Below are 20,936 nucleotides of genomic sequence, written 5' to 3' on the forward strand. Positions count from 1 at the left end.
CTTTTTTAATGCCACAACCTCGATTTGACGAATCCGTTCACGAGTCACGGACATGGACCGCCCTACCTGCTCTAAAGTCCAAGCTTCATCCACTCCAATACCAAAGCGCAAACGGATGACTTGTTGCTCGCGAGCAGTCAAAACCTGAAAAATCTGATTCAACCACTGGGCATTTGATTTACGGGACACTTCCTCGTCCGGAGATTGGCACGCCAGATCAGGGATTAATTCTCCTAATTCAGTCTCTCCATCAACGGATGGAGCATCTAGAGATATCGGTTCCTGAAACGCTTCAATTGTTTCTTTCACCCTATCGCCGGTCATCTCCAGATGTTGTCCAATTTCTTCAAAGGTAGGTTCTCGATTAAATTGCTGCGCGAGACGCTGCGCAGTTTTGGCGATTTTGGTGGATGCCTCATTCGTATGAACCGGCACACGAATGGTCCGACTTTGATCGGCAACCGCTCGCGAAATACCCTGGCGAATCCACCACGTGGCATACGTACTGAATTTAAACCCACGGGTGTAGTCAAAGCGTTCTGCCGCTTTCATCAGTCCAATATTCCCTTCTTGCACAAGGTCCAGAAAATTCATCCCTCGCCCTAAGTATCGTTTCGCGACATCTACGACCAGACGAAGATTCCGTTGCACTAAGGCATCTTTGGGTTCTTCGATATCTACTCGGACTTCACCAATCGACCGACGAATTTCTCCAAACTGCCGACTGAGCTTTTGGCCTGCCTTGCCATACGTCGCTGAGAGAGACTCGATGTTAGACAAACATTCCAAAATATTTTCCACCACAGGAGCTGAATACCCATTGAGCTCTTTGAATTTCTTCAATTCTTCTTGAAGCGACTCAACCTCAGGCTGTGGACTCAGCCCTTTGGAAAGCTCTAGAGCCTGCTGTAACAATAAGCGAAGATCGGCCGTTCCCTGATACAGTTGAGTGGCAAGAGCTAATTCCTCCTGAGCATTTAAAAGTGGGCGCGAGCGAAACCCTCGAAAATACATGGATTCTAAATTTACCGATCCTGGTTCAGCAATGGATTTTGAACTCTCCTCCTGATCCTGATCCATATCCATCTTGTTAATGGAATTTCGATACCTTACTGGAGTCCGCTTCTTGGATCGGGCCTTATGCAAAGACGATGTGTGATTTTTCTGAGTTTCCGAGAATTGTGAAGCCGTTTGAAGTGTGATCATGAATTCCCCCTCCGAACATTACAGGGTTAAAGCCAAGTAGACTTGGCCGGTACATGAATTTGTCTAGGCAGATCAACCAGGATGCGAAAGGATCCAGACTGTGCCATTCAATGCAACCAAAAATTCGATTTCTGGCAACAGAAATTTTACTTTCCGTCATTCCTGGTCAAGGGTTACCTCCCTTAAGATTTGCTCAGTACAAAGAAATGTACCACCCAGAGATGAAAGAGAAATTAGGGGAAAATTAAAAATTTTTAATAGAGCGAGAAGTGTTTGTGTCTTTCACTTTCGCCGCGGAGGGAGCCAAAGGCAGGAAAACCGTAAAACAGGAACCACCATGAACGTCACTTTGAACCTCAATGGTCCCATGATGAACTTCCACAATCCACTTACAAATCGCCAAACCCAGTCCTGTCCCTTTTGCCGCATGAGCACGCGCTTCATCTGTCCGGTAGAACCGATCAAAAATTCTGCCATGATCCTCAGGGGCAAGACCAATACCGTGGTCTCGAACCACTAGTTTTCCCTTGTTTCCGGCAACAATTAAAGACAGCTCCACCGTTTGTCCTTCTTGAGAATATTTCACGGCATTATCGACCAAATTTAAAAGTAATTCCCGCAAACGCAGATCGTCTCCCTGGACAACGACGGGCTCAATGGCTTCGAGCACCGTGTGAATATTCCGTTCTTGGCCCAATACCAAGGCCTGCTGCTGGATTTCTCGCACTAAATCGTCCAACTGAACTGGAAACATCTTGAGCTTAATTTCTCCAAGATCGGCTCGTGATAGAAATAAGAGCTCATCCACAATTCGGCTCATGCGGTCAATCTCCTCCAAATTACTCTCCAACACCGCCCGATAATCTTCTGCTTGCCGCGGTCGCCGCAAGGCCAACTCAGTCTCCCCTTTTGTAATGGTTAAGGGTGTTCGAAGTTCATGTGAGGCATCCGCGCTAAACTGCCGGATTTGCCGGAACGACACTTCCAAACGTCCAATCATGTCATTAAAGGTCGAGGCTAATTGTCCGATTTCATCGTTGGAATGGGGAGTTTGAATTCGTTGGGTCCAATCTCCGGCCGCGATACGTTGGGCCGCTTGCGTAATAGCATGAACCGGACGCAACGCCCGTCCTGCCAAAAACCACCCTCCGACCAGGGATACAAGTAAGGCCAAAGGAGAGGCGATATAGAGACCGGCTAAGAGCCGATGCAACATTCGTTCTGTAGGATAAAGGGATGTCCCAACACGTAAAATATTCACCAATTGATCATCTTGACGAATAGGAACCGACAGCAATCGCAGGGGAACCCCTTTTTCAAATTGGACAGATTCAAACGTTGATTTTCCATCAAGAGAGGCACGAAACGATGTCTGACTCAATGGAATCTCTCGGCTTTGAATATTAGCCGACTGAATCGTCACTTGCCCCGCCGGGCCAAAAATTTGAAAAAATTTATCCAAAAGGGCAATCTCAGGAAAGTCCTGAGATAAATCTTCAAAAATCAAGAACGGGCCAAACCGATGTTCTCCCAACGTTCGAATCGCCACAGCAGCAGCCTCATCCAACGAGGCATCCACCTGTTCCCGAAGTGCGCGGGACATCACCAAATATAAAGCTACGGCAAAAAGAACCAGAATGAGAGCTAAGGCAGATCCATACCACAAAGTTAATCGAACTCGAATCGAGGTCGTTTTCACCCGTCCGACCTCATCATATATCCGCTCCCCCTAACCGTTTGAATTAAACTTCGTTCTCGTCCTTTATCGATTTTATTTCGTAAGTAGCTAATATACACATCAATCACATTCGTAAACGTATCAAAATCTAAGTCCCACACATGTTCCGTAATCATGGACCGCGTTAACACCCGCCCCGCATTTCGCATTAAATACTCTAGGAGCGCATATTCTTTAGTTGTGAACTCAAGTCGCTGTCCGGCACGAGTCACCTCTCGAGTAACAGGATTTAATATCACATCATCCACCTGAAGAATTCCGGTTGGTGCCCCTCCTGCTCGACGAAGGAGCGCTCGAGCTCTAGCGAGCAATTCTTCAATCGCAAAGGGTTTCGTTAAATAATCGTCAGCCCCCGCATCTAGCCCCTTAACCCGTTGGTCCACTTCTGAACGAGCCGTTAAAATAAGCACCGGAGCTTTGACACCTGCAGCCCGAGCACGTTTAAGCACTTCTAATCCAGGCAATCCCGGCAACATTAAATCCAAAACAATCAAGTCATAATTGACGGCTTGAGCCCAATCCAACCCTCCTGGTCCATCTGCGCATACATCGACCGCATAGCTTTCCTCCTCCAGCGCACGCCGGATAAAGGAAGCCACCTTTGGTTCATCTTCCACGACTAAAATTCGCATCTTAGGAAAAGCATACCATCTACATACCCGGACCGAGAAGGGGAACACAGAATGAGTGAATAGAGAATAAAGGATATGGCAAAAAAAAAGGCCCCGTCATATCCATGACGGGGCCTTATCCATTTAAAATATACTCAAATTAGAGATGATCCACCAAACTCCGAAGCTTGTGACTGCAACTCGGGTGACGAAGCTTCTTTAGTGCTTTGGCCTCAATCTGGCGAATCCGCTCACGAGTCACGTCAAAATCCTGGCCAATTTCTTCCAAGGTATGGTCGGTACTATCACCAATCCCAAACCGCTTTCGGATCACAGTCTCTTCGCGAGGGGTCAACACGCCCAAGGCATTCGCAATCTGACGTTGCAGATCATACCGGTTTGCCGCATCCATGGGAGAGACTGCATTTTTATCTTCAATCAAATCCCCTAACTGGCTATCCTCTTTTTCCCCGATCGGCGTTTCAAGAGAAATGGTTCCCTTGGAAATATCCAACATCATGCGGACCTTTTCAGGAGTTAAGCCCATCCGTTCGGCAATTTCCTCTGGGGTAGGTTCACGTCCTAATTGTTGCACCAACTGCCTTGCCGTCCGTGCTAATTTTGTATTGGCCTCAATCATATGTACTGGAATACGGATGGTACGGGCCTGATCAGCAATGGCACGTGTTACACCCTGTCGGATCCACCACGTTGCATAGGTGCTAAATTTATATCCGCGCTGATACTCAAACTTATCGACAGCCCGCATTAATCCAATATTGCCTTCTTGGATCAAATCGATAAACTGCAGTCCTCGATTCGTATATTTTCGTGCAATACTGACGACCAGTCGCAAATTAGCCTCGATCAATTGAGCCTTCCCTCGCTTCACCTTTTCCTCAGCAGTCTCCAGAATAGTCAGAGCAGCCGTAAATTCTTCCATCGGCATACCCAGCACCTCATTCTGAAGGCGCAAGAGGGTAGCTTTCCCCGCTTCAACTTCTTGTTTTAATTTTTCAATTTCTTCCGGGGTCAGTTGTTGTTTGCGCCTCAGGGAACTTCCCTTTGTGGTAGCACGTGGTTTTTTCCCAATCACCTGAATACCGTCCTGCCCAGCAAGCCCAAGCCTTTTCGTATGACGGGCAGTCATCATTTCAACTGATCGAATTTCCTGACCAATGTCTTTAACACGTCTTAACATTTGATCTTTAACACGCTGATGCAGATTAAGGGCTTCGATTTGATCCACAAATTGATCCGCCAAACCAATCCGGCGCTTCTCAAGTTGGGCCTTTGTATTTTTCGTTGTTTGCCCGTCCCTATTTTGGGTGTAAAGGGAAAGCAACCCACGCCCAAGCTTTCGAACCGTTGCCAGACTCTCTAGCGTTCGGAATCGGAGCTCCTCATCCTCCTGTTCACTGGCCATGGCCTCTTCTTCAACTTCCTCATCCTCCAGGGTCTCCTGAAGGAGCACAATATCTCGAACACGGATCTCCTCAAGTTTTAATTGGTCGTGGAGTGATTCCAGGTAATGGATATTTAACGGCATGCCATAGACGGCACATGCCAACTCACGCTTGCCTTCTTCAATGTGTTTCGCAAGCTCAATTTCGCCTTCACGGGTGAGCAATGGCACCCGTCCCATTTCTTTCAAATATAACCGGACCGGATCATCGATACGAGTAGGTTCACCTGGGGTCAAATCAATATCCAGGGAAGAATCCGTTTCCTCATCGGAATCATCTGAATCCTCTTGCCCCGCGTTCTTTTTTAAAGCTGCCAACTGCGAGGCCGTCCGCTTTGAAGGATCGATCACTTGAAGATTGACTTCGTGCAACTCACTCAAAATCGTATGTAATTGATCAGAGGTAATCTGATCGGCAGGGAGAATGTGCGTTAGGTCTTTTATGGTGACATGCCCTTTGGGCTTGCCAATCTCAATTAATCGCTGAATCACCTCCGGCAATGACGCTGTCTTCCCCATTAACATAGCTCCTTCAAAATTAATAGCTTAACCCAAATCATACCACTTATAGTACTGAACCAATGGGTGTTCCTCTCCATAGGAGGAACCTATCGCTCTTCTCTCGTCCTTTTTCTCAATGGACCACATTAGACTGCAGAATGGTGTGGTATCTTTTATAAAGATTTAGAGAGGAACCGCACCTCAGTCTATAGACTAAGTACGTCATATCCTCTTTGAGGCGAAACCAGGAAAAAGACCTATTGTTAAAAAAAATCGAAGGTAAAAATACAAGGCGCAATTTGATAACACTATATAAAAATTTTGACTATAAAGTAAAGTTAAATTTTCTAGTGAATTATGGAATAGCCTAGTATATAGTACTTATTACCTTATCTGAAATATTTATCGAGATTTGCTCCCTACAATCAGGAATAACCGATTGTTTTTATTATATATTTTGAACTTTACGATCAGGCCATCTATTGATGGTACTAACTCACTAAAATGGACAAAATATAGAGAACTATCAAGAAAATACTGTTATATCCGACAAGATAACTTAGGACCCTCTTCTCGAATCCATAAAATCTCCGGACAAAGGAACGAGCTGAAATGGGGAGAACGCTGCAATCATGATTTCACTTTTGTTGGTTGAAGATAACCCAAAAGAAGCGTTGGTTATCAAAAATATGCTGAAAGAAGGACTCCAGAACCAATTTACCTTGAAGCATAGTCGTTCTCTCGGTGACGCTCTCGACCTCATTCAACAAAATCAGTTTCAAGCCATTATTCTGGACTCCCATCTTCCGGACGGCAAATCATTTGAATCCATTCCTCAATTCCTGCAATTTTGCCCTGATGCCCCGATTCTGATTTTAAGCAGCGTGGAGGAAGAAGACCAGGCGATTCAAGCCGTGAAAAGTGGAGTCCAGGACTATTTAATCAAAGGCCAGACCAGCAGCTCGACTCTCTGTCGGGCCGTTCGCTATGCCATGGAACGCCAGAGGGCCACGCAACGCATTACCCAGCTGGCTCATTACGACCATCTGACAGGACTCGCAAATCGAGGTCTTTTCTATGAACGATTAAATTGTGCGGTGGCTCGCTGTCATCGGAACGACACGGCAATCGCTCTGATGTTTTTGGATCTGGACCATTTCAAAGACATCAATGACACGCTCGGCCATGATTGTGGGGATTCCTTACTCAAAACCGTGGCCGCACGCATCAAAAAATGTATCAGAGAAATTGACACAGGAGTCCGATTAGGAGGAGATGAATTTGCCGTCCTTCTGGAACAAATTGTGTCGATTGAGGATGTGGCCTCTGTTGCACAACGTATTCTTCACCTACTGGCTCAACCCGTCATCATCAAGCAGCACCAACTGCATGTGACCGGAAGCGTCGGGATCACCATCTACCCTTGGGATAGCGCCAATCCCCAGGAACTTTTATCTCATGCCGATGCCGCAATGTATCGAGCCAAAGCCCAGGGAGGAAATACCCATCAATTTTACACCGCCGGTATGAAAACAGCTGGCCTCGATGGCTCCACGCTTGAGATGGAACTCAGTCGAGCTTTGGCTAAAGAAGAATTTCTCCTCCACTATCAACCACAAATGAATCTTTGCACCAAGCAAGTCATTGGCATGGAAGCATTATTGCGCTGGCATCACCCCTACCAAGGCCTCATTGGTCCGAATCAGTTCATTCCTCAAGCCGAGGAAAATGGCATGATCATTCCCATAGGTGAGTGGGTTTTACGTACAGCCAGCAAACAAGCCAAATACTGGGAAAAGCAGGGATTTCCGGCTCCTCATGTCGCCGTAAACCTCTCAGCCAGACAAATTCATCAGGGAAATCTCCCTGCACTCATGCAAGATATCCTCAAGCATTCACATCTAGACCCGGAAAATCTCAAACTGGAACTGACGGAGACATTTCTGATTCATGAATCAGAAGAAACCATCCGGACGCTCCGTGAACTCAAGGCGATGGGCATCCACCTGTACATTGATGATTTTGGAGCAGGGTATGCTTCGCTTCGATACCTGAAGTCATTTCCCATAGACGGCATCAAACTTGACCAAAGCCTCATTCAAAATCTCCCTCACAGTACTAACGATGCCGCTATCGTCATGGCCGTCATTTCTCTAGCCAAAGCCCTGGGGCTACAAGTCATTGCCGAAGGAGTGGAATCACAAGAACAAGTCGATTTCCTGGAAGAATATGGATGCGATGCGATGCAAGGATATTGGATCGCGCCGCCACTCCCCGCCAATGAAAGCACCCAGCACATGGTGCACATGTCATAAGGACAGTTGGCTCACACCTTCTCTCTCTATCCTTAAAACTTCGGTCATCCTTTCTCTGATATTCCGTTCTCACTTTTCACTCTGAATTTCCCAATAGGTTGTTGTCTATCAATTCGGTTCTGAATTCTCTGGTTTCTTGCAGATTTTCCTAATAGTCCTATTTGAGGGCCGACGTAAGAAAAGGGGTCTAGGCTCTCTAATACTCATGGCGCCGCTCGGCGTCGGTATGGAACGCTCAATTTTTTGGTGATTGGGGCAATCCTTATTGGGAGTGTTGAATAAAAAAGATTTTCAAGGGCAAATTTGCCCAGGATTAGATTACTCATCAAGGCTCCGGGTCGGTTCAAAAAAGTCTGTCCAGCAAGGCCGCAGCCGTTTTTACGCGTGGAGCGTACGCTTAGTACGTGAGCACGGGAAAATGGCGAGAACGCCGCTGGCGGCTTTTTTCAACCGACCCTCTTTGGGATCATTCCATCAGTATTACTCAGACCCATCAGCATAACTAATTTCGAATATTGGAGCGATTGCTCGGCCATAATAAATTCGGAGCCGGGAATGTCCCGACCTCACCATTGTGAAAAAAATCGTCAATCACTCTGGCGGAACGGCTCCGATGCGGATGATTATCGTCACCATGCTGCCCATCTCACCGGACGAATGCACCTTCGAAGCCTAGAATTAGGAAGAGGCCAACAGTTATATTGTGAAACCCTTTGAAAACGATTACCCATTTAAAGCCATGGTAAAGGTAAAAAATACCGGTTTCCATTAGGCGTCCACTCGAAACTGGGCAAAGAACACCAACTGAATAATCCCGCGGTGATGGAGGGCCGTGCTTTTGATTGACGAATGCCTTTTTGCAGTACCGCTCCATCTCAGTTGTTTCACTTTCATTCATGGGATCGCCGTCAACCATGCCAAGCCGTGTTGAAAAACCTCAGCTCACCACTCTCCGAATTCTAATCGTCGATGATAGCCCAAGTGACCGATCCACCTATACTCAATGGATCCGGCGCACCGCCTCAATTCGCCTCGACATTCAAGAAATGGAAACAGGAACCCAGGCATGGGAAGCCTGCAAGATCTCCCCGCCTCACTGTCTGCTTTTGGATGACCAATTGCCGGATATGACCGGATTAGAATTCCTGGCGAAAGTACGGGGACCGCACGTACAGTCGAAAACTCCTATCATTTTTCTCACCGGATACGGTAACGACGAAATTGCAGGTCAGGCCATTCGATTTGGTGCACAAAAGTATTTCAACAAAAACACCCTAACGGAAAGATTCCTCTGGCATCATATAGAGCAAGCGATCGAGCAGGTCATCACCATACCTCGCATACGCTCGCTTGAACGTCAGGCCAGCATCATTTTGCAATCATCCAGCGATGGAATCCTTGTTGTCGGACATGACGGACTGATCCGTTATTCCAATCCTGCAGCAGAGCAGCTCTTCCAAAGGACATCCGAACAACTCACCGGGTCCCCCTTTGGTTTCCCGATCTCCGCAAACCAGACGACGGAAATAGGCATCATGGGCGAATCCGGACAACCGACTCCCGTAGAAATGCGAGTTGTCCCTATTGAGTGGGATGAAGAACCCGCCTATTTGGCCTCCCTCAGGGATGTGACAGAACAGCGAAGGGCCGAAGACGAACGACGCCGTCATGAAATTGAACGCCAATATTCACAAAAACTGGAAAGTCTGGGAGTGCTCGCCGGAGGAATCGCTCATGATTTCAACAATCTCCTGATGACTATTGTAGCCCGCTCCGGCCTCGCTCTTCGCGCTCTTCCTCCTGACGCTCCGGCTCGGGAACACTTGGACTTCATTGAAAAAGCCGGTCTTCGTGGTGGGGAACTGGCCAATCAAATGTTGGCATTTGCCGGACAGACCCGCCTAAACTTTCAAGTCATCAATCTTCCAAAACTCCTCGAGGACATGACCCCTTTCCTCCGGGCAACCCTTTCAAAACGATTAACGTTCGAATACGATCTTGCCCCTTCCCTTCCCCCCATTCGAGCCGATCAAGCTCAATTGCGCCAAATCATCATGAATATTGTGATAAACGCATCAGAAGCCTATGGAGAAGGAGATGGAGTCATCACCATCCGGACATTCGAATGGGAGCCTACAATAGAGAATTTTCAGAGTTGGTTTGTGATTGGAGAGCTTCCGGATAACCGAAGCGTTGCCCTGACCATTCAAGACACTGGGTGCGGAATGACCTCGGAGACAATCCCAAAAATTTTCGACCCGTTTTTTTCGACTAAACTTCCTGGGCGAGGGCTGGGACTCGCAGCCCTTCTTGGACTCGCTCAGGCCCATGCCGCCACCATTGCCGTCCGAAGTCAACCAGATGTCGGTACAGAATTTACGTTACTGTTTCCTGCCACCACGCCCAATCCTTCAACAAAGAAACGACCGGTCTTCTCAATTCCCACTCAGGAGGCCTCACTGCCAAAAAAAACCAAGGTGTTGGTGGTTGATGACGAAGAAGACGTTCGGGTGGCCTGTTCGATGATCTTTGAAGAAATGGGATTGCAAACATTAGTCGCTTCTGATGGACAGATCGGCATTCAGGTCTTCGAGCAACATCAACACGAAATTATGGTCGTGCTCTTAGATCTCACTATGCCCAATATGGACGGTCAACAATTCCTCGAACACATCCAAGGGCTTAATGCAACCATCCCGGTTATTTTGTCAAGTGGATATTCCGAGGAAGAAGCGATGAAAAGATTTCTCAACCCGGACATGGCAGCGTTCATTCAAAAACCCTATCAAGTGGAAACACTCATCGCCAAAGTCGAAGAGATCAGGCAGAAACAAATGGCCTCCTCCAATAAACCTGGTCTGTAGAAAGGCCCACCTCCATGCTCCACCATCTTCCAGCTCGCATGACTGCTGGAAACGACGGCCTCCTCTTAGGTGGCGTCCAAGCGTCGAGGACGGTTCCAGATGTTTCCAATACAAGGCAGAAATGACAATTGTCGTATTCTGAGAATCCACCTCCCCTGCCTGTCGAAATTGTCGAGTCTCTTCCTAATATTGATCCGGCATGTGCAGCGTTCATGGAGCCATAAACTGCCGCCTCCCAAAAATGCGGATCAATCTACAAGGCTGGGTCAATCGACTCAACGGCTTCCATCCAATTTCCAGACTGATAGGGATCAATGCCCGTCAAATTCAGATGAGTGCCAGGGGATGATCTAATTCGTAGGGAAGCCAGAAGAAGGGAAGTCGCTACACAGCCACTTAAAAAATAACGCCAGTCAATACCGAAGGACACAGAACGCAGGCCGTCCGGCAACTGCCTTTCCTCCTTGAAACCGTTCATGCTACATACTTCTACTCTTAATTCGACCATGTGAATATGCTCAATTCATCCATCAGAACAAGGCTTCCACATGACCCATTCTCATGACCTCATCATTATTGGAGGGGGCTCGGCAGGCTATGCGGCCGCTCGCACCGCTCAGGCGGAAGGAGCCGATGTCGGCATTGTCGATCAAGGTCCGTTGGGTGGCCTCTGCATCTTACGAGGATGCATGCCTACCAAAGCTATTCTCCGCTCCTCCGATCTCGCAGCGCTCATCCGCCGAGGTCCGGAATTCGGGCTTCACTCAACGAACCTCAAAGTGAACCTCGCAGCCATCATTGAGCGAAAAAACCGGTTAATCAAGGAATTTGCTGAAGATCGCATTCAAGCACTCCAGCACCCTCGATTTGCCCTCTACCAGGAACATGCACATTTTGTTTCGCCGACGACCATCCAAGCCGGCCCGCATCGGCTATCCGCGAAGGCCTACATCATCGCCACTGGATCTGTGGTGTCGCACATTCCCATTCCAGGATTGGAAGAAGCAGGGTACCTTACCAGCGATGAGGCATTAGAACTGGAAACCCTTCCTGAATCGATGATTATTCTGGGCGGGGGGCCGGTCGCATTGGAATTCGCCCAATTTTTTTCCCGCATCGGAGTCGTGGTATCTCTGATTCAACGAAGTGCCCACATTCTCTCGGACTCGGACGAAGACCTTGTTCGGCCGGTTGAGGCACACCTTCAGGCCGAAGGTATGAAAATGTATACCAACACGCAAATCCAATATCTCAGCACGTCCGGTGGACAGAAAACCATTCACTTCCTCCATCAGGGACAAAAAAAAGAGGTCACCGCCACCTCAATCCTCCAGGCCCTCGGCCGCCGCCCAAATATCGACGGTCTCAATTTGGAAGCGGCTCAGGTTGCTCATCAAACGAATGCCATTTTAGTCAACAAGGACATGAGAACATCCCAACCACATATTTTTGCTATTGGAGATGTCAACGGCGGGTATGAAATTGTCCATATTGCCATCGAAGAGGGCGAAATCGCCGGATGGAACGCCGTTCATCCCAATCTCCCTCCTAAACACTTTGATTCCCGCCTCAAAACCCAGGTCGTCTTTACTGATCCCCAGTTGGCCAGCGTGGGACTGTCCGAACGGGAATGCCTGGACCGTCAACTCCCCTATATTGTCGCTTCTTACCCCTTTAACGACCATGGCAAGTCTCTCTGCCTGGGAGAAACGTATGGACACGTTAAAGTGCTCTGTGATCCTCAGTCTGGTGAGATTCTCGGTGGCCATATTGTCGGACCCGAAGGTTCTGAACTTATCCATGAACTGATTGCCATCATGTATTTTCGTGGCACAGTCCACGATCTTCTCCGCATACCTCATTACCATCCCACTCTCGCTGAAATTCTCACCTATCCTGCTGAGGAGCTTATTGGAAAATTGTCGCCCATGTAGAATGACTTTGCACATTCAGAATCGCCCCTGTGTCAAAGATAAATTAAACGGTGGCCAAACCAGAACGGAACCGCCGCCTTTGTCTCTCGAAATTTCCTCGTAACAAAAATCACCAAATCAGGACTACAACTCAATGTCGCCAAATACGCAACGAGGCAATCGGCCAATGAATCAAAAATTTCTATCCCTGACCAACGAGAAGATTGGCGATACCTCGAACTCATTGCCGAAACTATGACTGGAGAATTGTCATGAAAACCCACATAATGGAGCCTCACATGTCCCATCCGTCTACCACCCCAGCCGACTCGCCGAATTCATTGATGGGAAAGATGCTCATCGGGTGTATTCTGTTAGGGGGGATCGGTACATTTTTCTATTTTGACCTTGGTCACTATCTCTCGCTCGAATCATTGAAGGAAAATCGAGACACCTTACTAGCCTATACCGCCTCACATTATGAAACCGCAGCCGCAGTATTTATTCTCGTCTATATTCTCCAAACAGCCTTCTCACTTCCAGGCGGAGCGATCCTCACGTTGACAGGAGGATTCTTATTTGGAAGCCTGATGGGTACCCTATTCGTCAATGTCGGAGCCACCGCCGGAGCCACGCTCGCCTTTTTGGCCGCCCGCTATCTGCTCCACGATTGGGTGGAGCGCAAATTTGGCGACCGGCTCGGGACCATCCAAGAAGGATTTGCCAACAATGCGTTTAATTATCTCATGACACTTCGACTTATTCCGGCTTTTCCATTTTTTCTCGTGAACCTGGTCTCCGGCCTCACCCGTGTCAACCTCGGCACCTATGTGCTGGCGACGTCCATTGGCATTATTCCCGGCAGTTTTGTTTTTGCCTTTGCGGGCCGCCAATTGGGCACAATCAATTCCTTGAGCGAAATTGCCAGCCCGCCGGTCTTACTCTCCTTTACGCTCCTGGGCTTGTTAGCCCTCATGCCGGTGGCCTATCAGAAATGGAAGAAGACTCAAAGCGGAACCATCAATTCTAAACCGTAAATGACTGAACCCTTTCCTAAACTAGAGGCCTCAGATGGACATCCCACAATCACCAACCCATAGCGGTTTAGTTCTTCCCCATGACGACTATAACCAGGAGTTGGTCAACAATGTGCATCCGCCCCACTGGCAGAATCCTAGGCCATCCGGACGATATAACCTCGTCATCATCGGGGCCGGCACAGCTGGATTAGTCACCGCTGCAATTGCGTCAGCCCTCGGAGCCAAGGTGGCGTTAATTGAACGACACCTGATGGGCGGAGACTGCTTGAACGTAGGATGTGTGCCCTCCAAAGGCGTCATACGGGCGGCTAAAGCTTGGCACGCCGTCAGAGAGGCCGAACAATTCGGGGTGCATATTTCCGGTGAGGTCAAACAGGATTTCGGTGCAGCCATGGCCCGCATGCGAAAACTCAGGGCCCGGATCAGTCATGTCGACTCAGCGCATCGCTATACCAAACTTGGGGTGGATGTCTTTATCGGGAACGGCAGGTTCACCGGCTCAAGCACGATCGATGTAGATGGAACGACACTACAATTTGCCAAAGCGGTCATCTGCACAGGAGCCCGCGCCACCGCCCCATCGATTCCAGGTTTGGCAGACACCGAATATCTCACCAACGAAACCATCTTTTCTCTGACGGAACTTCCTCCGAGGCTAGGGGTCATCGGTGCCGGCCCCATTGGCTGTGAATTGGCCCAATCATTTGCCCGATTCGGCAGTCAGGTATATTTGGTGGAAACTATGCATGGCATTCTTCCCAATGAAGACCGCGACGCGGCCGACATCGTGGAGCAATCGATGTTGCGGGACGGAGTGCAACTGCTCTGTTGCGGAAAAGACTTGAACATTCACTCGGCGAACGGCACCAAACACCTCATGGTGGACTCGCATGGCACACAGTATGACATCCCGGTTGATGCAATTCTGGTTGGAGTCGGCCGCAGTCCCAACATTGAGGGATTGGAACTAGAGGCCGTTGGGGTCGAATTCGACAAAACCGGAGTCAAGGTCAACCACCGGCTTCAAACCAGCAACCCTAAGATTTTTGCGGCAGGAGATATCTGCTCTCAGTTCAAGTTCACCCATACGGCCGATGCGCAAGCACAGATCGTCATTCAGAACGCGTTGTTTCCTCACCCGTTCGGCCTCGGATACGGCAGCACGGAACACCTGGTCATTCCCTGGGCGACCTATACCCAACCGGAAATTGCCCATGTCGGTCTCTATGAAAAGGATGCGAAGGACAAGAACATCCCGATCGATACCTACACCTTTCCTCTTAATGAAGTCGATCGGGCTATTCTCGATGGAGAAGACCAAGGCTTTGCCAGAGTGCATGTAAAAAAAGGGACCGATACAATAGTTGGAGCCACCATCGTAGCGGCCCATGCGGGGGATATAATTAGTGAATTCACTCTGGCCATGAAAGGAGGCCTGGGACTCAACACCATCGCCGGCACCATTCACCCCTACCCGACCCAAGCGGAAGTCGTCAAAAAGTCGGCGAATGCCTGGCGAAAAACCACCCTGACGGAAGGAAAGAAACAGTTCCTCCGCAAACTCTTTGCGTGGACCCGGTAATGTCATGTCCCATCAATCACCTAACGCCCGTATGTTGTGGCCCTTTGACCTGCCCAGGGCGAACGGAGTCAGTCAACAAATGATTCAAACACCACTCAGGCATTATCGGCAATCAGACATGACACGTATCACACCTCGCCCCGCATTCTTCTCTGTCCTCACACTCGTCCTCGGACTCTTGAGCCTGACCCATTCGAATGCGGTCATCGCCGCAAGTCCCGATCACCTCGTCGTCGGCAACTTCTCCATTGCTATTCCGGGAGAACCGTTTCCTCAAGGATGGAAGCCACTGACCTTTGACAACATCCCCGAACAAACCCGATATGATCTGGTCAAAGACGAACAGCAGGTGGTGGTCAAGGCCACCAGTCATCAATCCTCCTCCGGCCTGACTCGGGAGATCTCGATCGACCCAAAGGAATATCCGGTGATTGCGTGGCGATGGAAAGTCGAAAATATTCTTCAGAATGGGGATGTCACTCAAAAATCAGGAGATGACTATCCGGCACGCCTCTACATTACCTTCCAGTATGATAGCAGTCAGGTCGGGTTTTTTGAAAAGGCCAAATTTGAAACCATCAAATTGATTTATGGCCAATATCCCCCCATTGCAGCCATCAATTATATTTGGGAAAGCAAGAGCCCCGTCGGCACGATGGTTCCCAATCCTTATACAGACCGGGTCTACATGTTCGTCACGCAAAGCGGAGGTGCCGAATTGAATCAATGGGTAACGGAGGAACGCAACATCTATGAAGATTACAAAAAAGCATTCGGAGAAGATCCCCCAAACATCTCAGGAGTCGCCATCATGACCGACACGGATAACACCAAAGAGTCGGCCGTCGCCTATTACGGGGATATTGTGTTCAAAAAATCCGTAAAGGAATGAGAGGAAAAGAATGAAAACAATACATCAGTAGAAAAAATTCCTGGATCAACCCACATAAGGAAATCGTTGCACTCTACTTCTCGCGCATTAACGTTCCCTCCTCACACATTGTGTATCAATAATCCGGCTCATTTCCAGGCTTCCATTTAATACTGCAGCCCGCACTAGGCTTTTGCTCCACGGAAACAGGTTTCTTATCCAAAACGGCCTCCAGGGCCATACGTAAATCCCGTCCGGTCACGGGCTTCCCGTTTCCCGGTCGGCTATCATCTAATTGTCCCCGATACACCAGTTTGCCTTCTTCATTAAATACAAAAAAATCCGGTGTACAAGCCGCAGTCAAAGCCTTCGCCACCTCCTGAGATTCGTCATAACAATAGGGAAAACGAAAATCCAATTCCTCCGCCATTTCCTTCAGTCTTGCGGGAGAATCCTGAGGGTAACGTTTCACATCATTACTACTGATCGCCACAATGCCAACATTTTTCATTTGATAATCTCGACCGAGTTTGGCTAATTCCTCTTGCACATGAACGACATAAGGACAATGTCGACAAATACACATCACAAGAATGGCGTGTTTCCCGACAAAACTTTCATGAGACACCAAATGACCTGTCCGAACATCCGGTAGTTCAAAGTGAGGCAAGGGGGTCCCCAACGGGAGCATCGTCGAATCTTTCAAGGCCATGGTTCACTCCTTTAGGCTAATCAAGACTAAGGGTTCGTGTGAACGAGTACAGTCAGAAAATTTGAAGTCCTGTTTACCACATCGGGTGGAAAGGGAGAAGGGGGCCACTGGTCATCACTGCGATGAATTAATCGGTTTTAGAGTTGACGGAAGACTGAGGGGAACGCTGCTTCCAGGCCCGAAATCGCTCAAGAAGCTCCTCTTTCACATGTTGGGGGACGGGCTCAGGAGGTAATTGGCGTAGAGTCGCAATGGTGTATTTCATCTGACGCAAATAATTACGGCAGGCAAAACACAGGCCCAAATGCATTTGAAATCGAATTCCCTCCGTAAGAGTCAGCGACCCATCCAGGTAATCGGTGATGAGTTGGGAGATTTCCTGGCAGGAAAAATTTCCCACTAAATACCGCATAAGTTTGTGTTTCAGATTTGTATCCATTGTCCTTAGGAGTTCTTTCCCTGAACATAGGGATTAAGCTCTCGGCGCACCCTGGTGCGCGCCCGGTGTAACAGCACCCGTTGATTGGTCTCACTGATCTCAAGGATGTTACAGACTTCTTCAGAGCTGACACCCTCGATATCGCGCAAGGTCATCACCTGCCGCTGCGTAGCCGGCAAGTTTTCAATCGCGGTTTCTATAGCTGCTCGACATTCCTTTGACAGCAATATCCGTTCCGGTGTATCCGGTTCCCAGTCGTGAGGTGGATCTTTCCAATGACCCATTCTGGAACCTTCCGCCACGAAAAGCGAATCTTCCAAGGAAGGCCCCTCGTCGGCATCCGGAGGAGAAGTGCTCAGGCCAGACGGCTCATAGCGACTCTCTCGTATTCCACGTGTTTTGGCCCGATTCGTTAAAATTCGGAAAAGCCAGGTTTTAAAGGATGACCGGCTCTCAAACCGATGAATGCCCTCAAATACCCCCATCCAGGTTTCCTGCACGACTTCTTCGCCCACAGCCCGGCTGGGGACATAGGACATGGCTAACCGCAATAAGGAACCGGAGTACCTATCCATCACGGCCGCGAACACCTGCTCATCACCAGCTTGAAGAGCCCGCACCAACCCTGGCTCATCAAGATTGAGCTTATCGAGCACAGTGTGAGGAGAGGGAGAAATGAGCAACCTCTGAAAATTTGAAGCAACGCCAAACGGGGACAAGAGAATTATCCTTAGCCTGACAGTCACAATCAAGGGCTTCCTCAAAAGAAATCTCGTCCGGCAGATCCATCCTTCTAAGCAGACACGATGAACCAATAGAAAAAAATAGGCAGGCACTGCAGATCGACAGTCAAACGGATTATTCCATGATGGCAAGATTGAAGGGAAAATGAGAGAAGGGGCAGCCGGTCGGACGCCTGGATGCGTTAGGTATCCTGAAAGATTTGGGCAAGAATGCCCGTGCGAGTAGTGGTTTTCGTTTTTTTGAGAAGATGGCGAACATGTTCTTTTACCGTATGTTCACTAATCTCCAGATGCCGAGCAATTTCCTTATTGGTCCATCCCTCACTGATATATTTCACAATTTCTACTTCTCGGCTGGTCAAACGATACTGCTCCTTGGCCTGATTAGACACCACCCGCCGTTCACGTCCGATTTTCTCCATGATGATGAGCATACAGGCTTCATCTTTTTCTGTATGGGCCGCTAATGGAAAACCCCTCAGCAAGACGGGCGATTTCACATCACCGGTCACTCGTCTCAACTCATGCTGGCCCTCGACCAACTGGTTCTCGGGATTGGCTAATAGTGTCCGAAGGGATTCACATAACTCCAAGACATCAGCAGGCCACACACCTCGCGCCTCGGCATCATACGCGTCTCCCATGATTTGGCGGCTTAAGGTTTCTGCCTCGGCATTCATAAACAGCACGTCTCCGGATCCCGAGAAGAGCAACACCCCGGGAATTGATCGTCGATCGGCAATTTCCTGGAGCCGGGACAGACCACTTCCCTCTGTGGATTTTGGAACAGTCGTACAAGGAATGCCGATAGATCGTCGACTCAAGGTGTACTCCGTGGATCAGGTTATGTAGCGATGTAAAATCCCCTACCAACAGCCTGCAAGGGAGCAACAACTCACGGGGCTTGATGCCCCGCTACCGCTACGAATGATCTTATTGAACTGTTTTCGGAGTGTGACAGAAGAAACTTAAATAAACAGAGGGGGAGGATAAAGAAAACTTCCAAGATGCGGCACAACGCAATGGAGCCATGAAGACTGAAGCCTTTCTTGCTTATGCCCCATGATGCAAGAAGGAAAACACGAGTCTCCCAATGAAGAATCTTTTTCAAGCCGGATTCCGGTTCGGAAAAACCACCCGCCGGCTCCCACAGCCCGTACAGGACACCGACCCTCTTCCGTAGAACCAAAATCAGGGGAGGGGACACAACTAAAAACAATACATAACTGAAACTCGGAAAAAAGTCGACACAGTCCAAAAGACTCTAACCGTCGCACCTGCTGAACGGCTTAAAACCGGGCAGCCGTCAAGGTCACATCCGCATCGCTCCATACCTGACGAAACGACTGAAGGGTGCTTTCCGCCTCGTCGGTTTTTCCCTGGGCGCGTAAACTCTGTTCCAATCCGAAAAGCGCCCACCCGTTTTGAGGATGATCCTGGAGATCTTCTCGAAATGTGCGCTCAGCTTCGACAGCTTTCCCGGCCTTCAGGAGCACCGCACCCAACACCTGGCGCGAGGGAAGATACCAATCCTTCGGTTCCGTATAATTTAAGCCGTCTTCAAGTTCGACTGCGCGCTGCAACTGCCGCACCGCCTCATCGTAATTTCCATGACCTGCTGCTATTTCTCCTGACAAAACCGCTTCCGCAATGGCCAGGATATCGACGATATTATTCAGATCAAAAACAGTCAGCTTGGCTACTGCAGGGTCACGGGCAATCTCCCTGAGTTTCATGGATTCCTGTTGGGCAGCCTCCAGTTTCCCTTGACGCACCAATGCTAATCCCCGGGCATAATGCCAGATAGCCGTGGGATACCGTAAATCCACTGGAGGCGCTGGCTCAGCGAGAATGTTCGACCACTGCCCGAATGCAATTTTGGTATAAAGGGGAATAGTCCAAAAATGTTGCATGGTGCCGGCGATGCCGGGAGCGCGCATCATCTCAGGCTTGACGGACGCCGCGGTATCGAGAGCCGCCTGCATCGCCAGCTGCTGTTGCCCGAGCTTAATCGCCGCCGCCCAGAGGAAATGTGAATTGTGCGGAACATAGGCCGCCGTATACAGACTTTCCTCGTGAGCATGGTTCAAATAGTGCTCATCGACTTTGACCGCATGTTGATTCGCCAACACGGCATCCCGATACCGCCCGACACGAATATAGATATGCGCGGGCATGTGCACGAGATGTCCTGAGCCAGGGACAAGGGCGGGTAATCGTTCGGCACTGGGAAGAGCCTTCTCGGGATGTGGCGAGGCTTCCATGATATGAATGTAGAGATGATTGGCCAATGGATGACTGGCCGATTGATCTAACACGGTCTCCAGTCTCGACACAATTTCCGGGGTCCAGGGTTTAGGCTCTCCTCCCCTACTCCAAAAGTCCCAGGGATGCAGGTCCATCAGCGCTTCAGCTAATAAAGCGCCAATGGTCGGGTCGTCAGGAAACTGCCGGGCCACAGTCCGCATCGCCTCGGCATAGGCCACGTCGAGTGGGGAACGATCGGCCATCACCTTTTTGGAGTAGCGCATCCCCAGCGCCTGAATGAGCGCGGCCTCTTTTTCGGTGGCCTGATCCTTCAGCGCAACCGCCTTCTCCAGGGCTTCGAAGGCCTGGGGAACGACCGACGGATCCATCGGCGCATTGATATTCGGACCGAGTACTAACGCCTCACCCCAATAACACATGGCGCAGTCGGGATCGCGTCTTTGAGCTTCCTTGAAAGACCTGGCTGCTTCGGCATGATTAAAGCCAAAGGACAGGATGAGTCCTTGATCGAAAAACCGCTGTGTCATTGCTCCATTGGAGGAGATCGGAAAATGATGTCTCCCTAAGCCCTCTTGAAGCAGAACAGGCTCTGCCAAGGCAGTACCATACATGGCCATAACCCCCAAAACCATTGACAGCATGACCCGACTATGCGTGTTCATTGCATT

The 20,936-nt window shown here is 49.2% G+C and carries 16 protein-coding genes; 6 read left to right on the forward strand and 10 right to left on the reverse strand.

Annotated features, from left to right (window positions below; translation table 11 throughout):
* From ACTRXD_RS04335 to rpoD, 4 genes are all read right to left on the reverse strand, one after another.
* A partial coding sequence (locus ACTRXD_RS04335; protein ID WP_442430617.1) for a sigma-70 family RNA polymerase sigma factor occupies positions 1–1,206 on the reverse strand: 1,206 nt, incomplete at its 3' end.
* A 244-nt stretch (positions 1,207–1,450) separates the two neighbouring features.
* Entirely contained in the window at positions 1,451–2,905 is a 1,455-nt protein-coding gene (locus tag ACTRXD_RS04340) for a heavy metal sensor histidine kinase (RefSeq protein WP_442430618.1), read from the reverse strand.
* Positions 2,902–3,576 (reverse strand): response regulator transcription factor, encoded by a 675-nt coding sequence (locus tag ACTRXD_RS04345; RefSeq protein ID WP_312642465.1) that lies wholly within the window; start codon positions 3,574–3,576, stop codon positions 2,902–2,904. Before ACTRXD_RS04345 ends, ACTRXD_RS04340 begins: the two co-directional genes overlap by 4 nt.
* Before the next feature lie 139 nt (positions 3,577–3,715).
* Positions 3,716–5,539 (reverse strand): RNA polymerase sigma factor RpoD, encoded by a 1,824-nt coding sequence (gene rpoD / locus ACTRXD_RS04350; RefSeq protein ID WP_442430619.1) that lies wholly within the window; start codon positions 5,537–5,539, stop codon positions 3,716–3,718.
* Between the two features lie 614 nt (positions 5,540–6,153).
* On the opposite strand from rpoD, the gene ACTRXD_RS04355 reads away from it, so the two are divergent.
* Both ACTRXD_RS04355 and ACTRXD_RS04360 read left to right on the forward strand, forming a co-directional pair.
* Positions 6,154–7,836 carry a two-component system response regulator gene (locus ACTRXD_RS04355; RefSeq protein WP_442430620.1) on the forward strand — a complete coding sequence of 561 codons (1,683 nt, stop codon included), beginning with the start codon at positions 6,154–6,156 and terminating at the stop codon, positions 7,834–7,836.
* A 914-nt stretch (positions 7,837–8,750) separates the two neighbouring features.
* A complete protein-coding gene (locus tag ACTRXD_RS04360) occupies positions 8,751–10,700 on the forward strand; it encodes an ATP-binding response regulator (RefSeq protein ID WP_442430621.1) in 1,950 nt (649 codons plus the stop codon).
* 253 nt (positions 10,701–10,953) lie between these two features.
* On the opposite strand, the gene ACTRXD_RS04365 is transcribed toward ACTRXD_RS04360, so the two are convergent.
* Entirely contained in the window at positions 10,954–11,178 is a 225-nt protein-coding gene (locus ACTRXD_RS04365) for a hypothetical protein (protein WP_442430622.1), read from the reverse strand.
* Positions 11,179–11,248: 70 nt separating this feature from the next.
* Between ACTRXD_RS04365 and ACTRXD_RS04370 the strand changes: the two genes are divergently transcribed.
* From ACTRXD_RS04370 to ACTRXD_RS04385, 4 genes are all read left to right on the forward strand, one after another.
* Positions 11,249–12,634, forward strand: a complete 1,386-nt coding sequence (locus ACTRXD_RS04370) for a dihydrolipoyl dehydrogenase family protein (protein WP_442430623.1) — start codon at positions 11,249–11,251, stop codon at positions 12,632–12,634.
* Positions 12,635–12,912: 278 nt separating this feature from the next.
* Complete coding sequence (locus ACTRXD_RS04375; protein WP_442430624.1) at positions 12,913–13,650, forward strand: TVP38/TMEM64 family protein; 738 nt, start codon at positions 12,913–12,915, stop codon at positions 13,648–13,650.
* Between the two features lie 34 nt (positions 13,651–13,684).
* Positions 13,685–15,235: a mercuric reductase gene (locus ACTRXD_RS04380; protein WP_442430625.1), complete on the forward strand. Its 1,551-nt coding sequence runs from the start codon at positions 13,685–13,687 to the stop codon at positions 15,233–15,235.
* A 4-nt stretch (positions 15,236–15,239) separates the two neighbouring features.
* Positions 15,240–16,127, forward strand: a complete 888-nt coding sequence (locus ACTRXD_RS04385; protein WP_442430626.1) for a DUF3047 domain-containing protein — start codon at positions 15,240–15,242, stop codon at positions 16,125–16,127.
* A gap of 115 nt (positions 16,128–16,242) precedes the next feature.
* On the opposite strand, the gene ACTRXD_RS04390 is transcribed toward ACTRXD_RS04385, so the two are convergent.
* The 5 genes from ACTRXD_RS04390 to ACTRXD_RS04410 form a co-directional block, all read right to left on the reverse strand.
* Positions 16,243–16,818 (reverse strand): thioredoxin family protein, encoded by a 576-nt coding sequence (locus ACTRXD_RS04390; RefSeq protein WP_442430627.1) that lies wholly within the window; start codon positions 16,816–16,818, stop codon positions 16,243–16,245.
* A 127-nt stretch (positions 16,819–16,945) separates the two neighbouring features.
* Complete coding sequence (locus ACTRXD_RS04395) at positions 16,946–17,257, reverse strand: anti-sigma factor family protein (RefSeq protein WP_442430628.1); 312 nt, start codon at positions 17,255–17,257, stop codon at positions 16,946–16,948.
* 5 nt (positions 17,258–17,262) lie between these two features.
* Entirely contained in the window at positions 17,263–17,976 is a 714-nt protein-coding gene (locus tag ACTRXD_RS04400; protein WP_442430629.1) for a sigma-70 family RNA polymerase sigma factor, read from the reverse strand.
* A gap of 206 nt (positions 17,977–18,182) precedes the next feature.
* Positions 18,183–18,824 carry a response regulator transcription factor gene (locus tag ACTRXD_RS04405; protein WP_442430630.1) on the reverse strand — a complete coding sequence of 214 codons (642 nt, stop codon included), beginning with the start codon at positions 18,822–18,824 and terminating at the stop codon, positions 18,183–18,185.
* 465 nt (positions 18,825–19,289) lie between these two features.
* Complete coding sequence (locus ACTRXD_RS04410) at positions 19,290–20,930, reverse strand: tetratricopeptide repeat protein (protein WP_442430631.1); 1,641 nt, start codon at positions 20,928–20,930, stop codon at positions 19,290–19,292.
* Positions 20,931–20,936 lie beyond the last annotated feature (6 nt).

It is taken from the genome of Nitrospira sp. T9, assembly GCF_052156535.1.
Lineage (GTDB): Bacteria > Nitrospirota > Nitrospiria > Nitrospirales > UBA8639 > Nitrospira_E.

Excerpts from the sequence above, each read along its gene's own strand:
- ACTRXD_RS04355 (WP_442430620.1), top strand. The coding sequence starts at position 6,154 with ATGATTTCACTTTTGTTGGTTGAAGATAACCCAAAAGAAGCGTTGGTT.
- ACTRXD_RS04375 (WP_442430624.1), top strand. The coding sequence starts at position 12,913 with ATGTCCCATCCGTCTACCACCCCAGCCGACTCGCCGAATTCATTGATG.
- ACTRXD_RS04360 (WP_442430621.1), top strand. The coding sequence starts at position 8,751 with ATGCCAAGCCGTGTTGAAAAACCTCAGCTCACCACTCTCCGAATTCTA.
- ACTRXD_RS04385 (WP_442430626.1), top strand. The coding sequence starts at position 15,240 with ATGTCCCATCAATCACCTAACGCCCGTATGTTGTGGCCCTTTGACCTG.
- ACTRXD_RS04345 (WP_312642465.1), bottom strand. The coding sequence starts at position 3,576 with ATGCGAATTTTAGTCGTGGAAGATGAACCAAAGGTGGCTTCCTTTATC.
- ACTRXD_RS04380 (WP_442430625.1), top strand. The coding sequence starts at position 13,685 with ATGGACATCCCACAATCACCAACCCATAGCGGTTTAGTTCTTCCCCAT.
- rpoD (WP_442430619.1), bottom strand. The coding sequence starts at position 5,539 with ATGGGGAAGACAGCGTCATTGCCGGAGGTGATTCAGCGATTAATTGAG.
- ACTRXD_RS04370 (WP_442430623.1), top strand. The coding sequence starts at position 11,249 with ATGACCCATTCTCATGACCTCATCATTATTGGAGGGGGCTCGGCAGGC.
- ACTRXD_RS04410 (WP_442430631.1), bottom strand. The coding sequence starts at position 20,930 with ATGAACACGCATAGTCGGGTCATGCTGTCAATGGTTTTGGGGGTTATG.
- ACTRXD_RS04390 (WP_442430627.1), bottom strand. The coding sequence starts at position 16,818 with ATGGCCTTGAAAGATTCGACGATGCTCCCGTTGGGGACCCCCTTGCCT.
- ACTRXD_RS04395 (WP_442430628.1), bottom strand. The coding sequence starts at position 17,257 with ATGGATACAAATCTGAAACACAAACTTATGCGGTATTTAGTGGGAAAT.
- ACTRXD_RS04365 (WP_442430622.1), bottom strand. The coding sequence starts at position 11,178 with ATGAACGGTTTCAAGGAGGAAAGGCAGTTGCCGGACGGCCTGCGTTCT.